Source organism: Mesorhizobium sp. M5C.F.Ca.IN.020.29.1.1, from assembly GCF_003997375.1.
Taxonomy (GTDB): Bacteria; Pseudomonadota; Alphaproteobacteria; order Rhizobiales; family Rhizobiaceae; genus Mesorhizobium; species Mesorhizobium wenxiniae.
Genome location: NZ_RZSW01000565.1, coordinates 1 through 3,892 on the forward strand (window position 1 = coordinate 1; position 3,892 = coordinate 3,892).

4 protein-coding genes, 1 tRNA gene and 1 pseudogene are annotated in these 3,892 nt (G+C 57.9%); 5 read left to right on the forward strand and 1 reads right to left on the reverse strand.

What is annotated here, in order from left to right; all coding sequences use genetic code 11:
- The 4 genes and pseudogenes from EOA85_RS29685 to EOA85_RS29700 form a co-directional block, all read left to right on the forward strand.
- The coding region (locus EOA85_RS29685) for an OmpA family protein (protein WP_164759965.1) at window positions 1–831 on the forward strand (831 nt) is incomplete at its 5' end.
- 16 nt (window positions 832–847) lie between these two features.
- On the forward strand, window positions 848–1,339 hold the full coding sequence (locus EOA85_RS29690) for a Rab family GTPase (RefSeq protein WP_245316398.1): 492 nt from the start codon (window positions 848–850) through the stop codon (window positions 1,337–1,339).
- 3 nt (window positions 1,340–1,342) lie between these two features.
- Window positions 1,343–2,413: an adenylate/guanylate cyclase domain-containing protein gene (locus EOA85_RS29695; RefSeq protein WP_127212125.1), complete on the forward strand. Its 1,071-nt coding sequence runs from the start codon at window positions 1,343–1,345 to the stop codon at window positions 2,411–2,413.
- Between the two features lie 250 nt (window positions 2,414–2,663).
- A pseudogene (locus EOA85_RS29700) lies at window positions 2,664–2,868 on the forward strand (transposase); the annotation flags it as partial.
- A gap of 68 nt (window positions 2,869–2,936) precedes the next feature.
- On the opposite strand, the gene EOA85_RS29705 reads toward EOA85_RS29700, so the two are convergent.
- Window positions 2,937–3,011: transfer RNA gene (locus tag EOA85_RS29705), tRNA-Gly, on the reverse strand.
- A 230-nt stretch (window positions 3,012–3,241) separates the two neighbouring features.
- On the opposite strand from EOA85_RS29705, the gene EOA85_RS29710 reads away from it, so the two are divergent.
- Window positions 3,242–3,739, forward strand: coding sequence for a prolyl-tRNA synthetase associated domain-containing protein (locus tag EOA85_RS29710; protein ID WP_127212126.1), 498 nt, complete (start codon window positions 3,242–3,244; stop codon window positions 3,737–3,739).
- The last annotated feature ends 153 nt before the right edge of the window (window positions 3,740–3,892 follow it).

Genomic DNA, 3,892 nt, shown 5'->3' on the forward strand with positions numbered 1-3,892 from the left:
GTATTCGACATCTCCAAGGTTCGTGATGTGAGCCCCGAAGCACGCGCGGCGGAGCACTGGCAGACTTATGTGTCGCGACTTGAGGCTCAACCGGGGATCATCGTCGCCCAACAAAGGGCGAGGGGTGGACACTTCTATATTTCCGGCCTGAGAGACCCGCAGGCCGCCGACCCGCAGGCTCTGCTGTCCGGAACAGGGGTTGATCCGGCTCGCGTTCATTCGCAGTGGCAATTCTATCAGAGCCTTGATCCGAAGTTCGTGCTGAAGCGGCTGGTGGCGTCGCTTGCTCCGCCGAAATCGGTTCGGCTTATGACCATCCAGGATCGCATCGTTGCCGTGGGTGAGGCTCCTGCCGCCTGGATAAACCGGGCGCGGGTCGCCTCCCAGCAGCTGTCCGCGGACGGACTCTCTCTAGATATCTCCGAGCTGCGTGAGTCGACCCCTCAGGAACTTACGCATTTGAGGGACGCTATTCAAGCGGTCGACATTTTCTTCGATTCTGGCAAGGCTGTACCGGGACCAGAGCAATTGCCGGTTCTCGACAAATTGGCGAATCAGTTGAAGGAATTGGCCAAGGATGCCCGCGAGGCAGGCGTAACAGCCCAGTTCATGTTGACCGGCCATTCGGACGCGACGGGCCGTGAAACGGCCAAGGTGTCGATCAGCGCCGCCCGCGCGGAGACAGTTCGTGCGCTTCTCAAGAAGCGCGGCGTCGATCCGGAATTGCTCTTGGTTCGCGGCGCGGGCACCTTTGAGCCAGCGGAGGCTGAAGATAGCCGAACCGGGAGCTCCGCCAATCGCAGAGTTTCGGTTACGGTAAATTTCCACTAGGGCGGAGCCCAGGATATTGCAAAAGAAGATCTGCATGTTGGGCGGGTTCGCTGTCGGAAAGACAAGTCTGGTTCGCAGGTTTGTGCAAAGCATCTTTTCAGAAACCTACTTGACCACGGTGGGAGTGAAAATCGACAAGAAGAGTGTTGTATTGCCGGATAAAACCGTGGATCTGATTTTGTGGGATTTGGCCGGCGAAGACGATATCGGCTCATTCCGCGTCAGCTATGTGCGAGGTGCGAGCGGGCTCGTGCTTGTCGTCGATGGAACCCGCGCCGCTACTCTTGCCGTGGCGCTCACGCTGCGCGAGCGGGCCGAGGCCGAATTCGGCGCTATGCCGTTCGTATTGCTGTTCAACAAATCGGATCTGGCCGATCGGTGGGCAATATCGGATAGTGAGATTAACGAGCTGAGGCAACTTGGATGGCAAATCTATCTAACAAGTGCGCTTTCGGGTGAATGTGTTGATGATGCGTTTCGTCAGCTTGCTTCGATGGTTGCCAAATAGACCATGCATGGATTGCCAAGAGAAGTCAGAAGCTGGATTTACGATTTCTTCTACAACGAGTACTCTGTCGCGTATCTGAAAATTGACGCCCAGCTTTGCATCGCTGCGAAGGGCGGTAGTGTTGAACATTACGGCCTGTCATCACTTTGCATTGGCAAGCCCGTAGCCGAGCAGCTTGAATTCATGGAAGGTTTGCTGCCTTGGCCGGAGCTTCCATATCATATGGCCATGGTCGAACTGCCCAGCGGGCGTGTCGCGGACCTTCATCTTTTTGCTGACAATGCCTGCGTATGGCTGCTCTTTCTTGACGCCACTGCCGAACGCGACAATAGGCAGCGGCTTCAACAGAAGGCTTATGAAATGACACTCCTGCAAGAGAGGGAGCGCCAACTCAACGAAAAATTACAATTGACGAACGAAGCGTTGAGGCAGAGCCAAGAGGGATTGTCGCGTGAATACCAGCGCGCCGAAAGCCTACTCCTCAACATTCTTCCAGCGTCGATCGCGGAGCGGTTAAAAGCGGACGAACAAATTGCAGACAGCCATGCTGACGTGAGCGTGCTTTTTGCCGACATCGTCGGCTTTACGGAAAGAGCGCGGAGCGTCGGAGCCGAGACAACGCTCGCTATTTTAAATTACTTCTTCAAGGCGGCGGATTTGCTCTCGGAACGATACGGCTGCGAAAAGATCAAGACAATCGGCGACTGCGTGATGGTGGTCGCTGGCCTGCCCGCCGCGCGATCCGATCATGCAGAAGCCCTTGCGCACTATGCACTTGAACTGCGGAAGGCGGTTAAGCGCGAACGCTTCGCAGGAGAACCGATAAGACTCAGAATTGGAATTCACTCAGGACCAATCGTCGCGGGCGTCATAGGCAAAAGGCGGTTTGCCTATGACCTGTGGGGCGAGACCGTTAATCTCGCCGCACGTATTCAAACGTCAGCGGATCCCGATGAAATCCGTATCTCGGATGCAACTCGCAAACTGCTTGGACCAAATTTTGCTTGCGACCCACTCGAGGAAACGGAATTGCGTGGTACAGGTCGTGTGCGAATGTGGCGGCTCCCGGCCTGATTTGCCGGTTGGCAGCGCCGACGCTGGAGCGCATTGCAGCTCAAGCAACATCGTAGTTTCGTATGTCCGCAGAGGCGCAGTCGACCACCGAGCGGGGTCGCGTCCCCATAGGTGGTGTGGCTCGGCGGTAGCGACGCCGCTCGCGAGCGCGCCCTCGATAGCGCTGTAGCGAGCGAGCGGCTTTGCCGTGGTCCATCGACAATTCGCCGGTAAGGTCGGGTTGCTGACACCAACCTCGAAGGAACCATCGATGACCGATGGCATGATGAACCTGCGCGCTCGTGGAGAAGCCTCCAGATTCCGACCTTTTGCGCGAGATGATTGGCTTTGCCGCCGGGCGGCTGATGGAGTTGGAGGTTGGTGGCCGCCACCGGGGCCGCCTATGGCGAGAAGAACCCGTTGCGCACGGCCCAGCGCAACGCTATCGCGAGCGCGACTGGGAGACGCGCGCCGGTTGCAACGCCATGTAAGCAAAAGGCGCCCCGAAAGGCGCCTCTTAATCGCTTGATTCCCCGTGGGAAACTGGAGCGGGTGAAGCGATTCGAACGCTCGACCCCAACCTTGGCAAGGTTGTGCTCTACCCCTGAGCTACACCCGCTCGCGCGGCTTTTGGGCCGCAAGCCGCGCCTATATGGCTGAAGGGCGCGGCGATTGCAACAGGGGAATCGCAGGTTTTTTGGCCGCACCCGGCGACGTAACCGAGCCTTCCGTGGCGTGTATCGCACGGAATTCAGCGCGTCGCCGCGCAACGGTCTTGTCTCGGCCGCGTCATTGGCCGTAAACGGCATGATCCAAACCGAGACAGCAAGAAGTCCGACAAGAAACAACATGCCGAAAACCGAAGCCGAGCTTTTTGCCTTTCTCACCGATCTCGGGATCCAGGTCTCGACCTTGCGCCATCCGCCGCTGTTCACGGTCGCCGATTCGCAGGCGCTGCGTGGAGAAATTGCCGGCGGGCACACCAAGAACCTGTTCCTCAAGGACAAGAAGGACAATTTCTTCCTGGTCAGCGTCGACGAGGAGGCGGTGGTCGATCTCAAGCAGATCCATCATGCCATCGGCGCCGCCGGGCGCGTTTCCTTCGGCAAGCCGGAGATGCTGATGGAGCTTCTCGGCGTCGTACCGGGCGCGGTCACGGTGTTCGGCGTGATCAACGATACGGAGTTGCGGGTCAAGGTCGTTCTCGACCAGGAGTTGATGCGCCATGCGGTCATCAATGCTCATCCGCTGACCAATGAGGCAACGACCTCGATCGCCGCTGCCGACCTCGTCAAATTCGTCGAGGCAACTGGGCATGATCCTGTTATCTTGAAAGTCACGGGATGATCGCCACATGGATGACGATAAACCGATTTCTGAGTGAGAATAAAGGACGTTGTGCCGGGCCGGTGGCCGGCGGCGCGACCGAAAGGGCGACGAGATGAGCGACAACAATCAATTTGGCGGCCCATTTGGCAGCAATGGCGGACAGTATGCCAC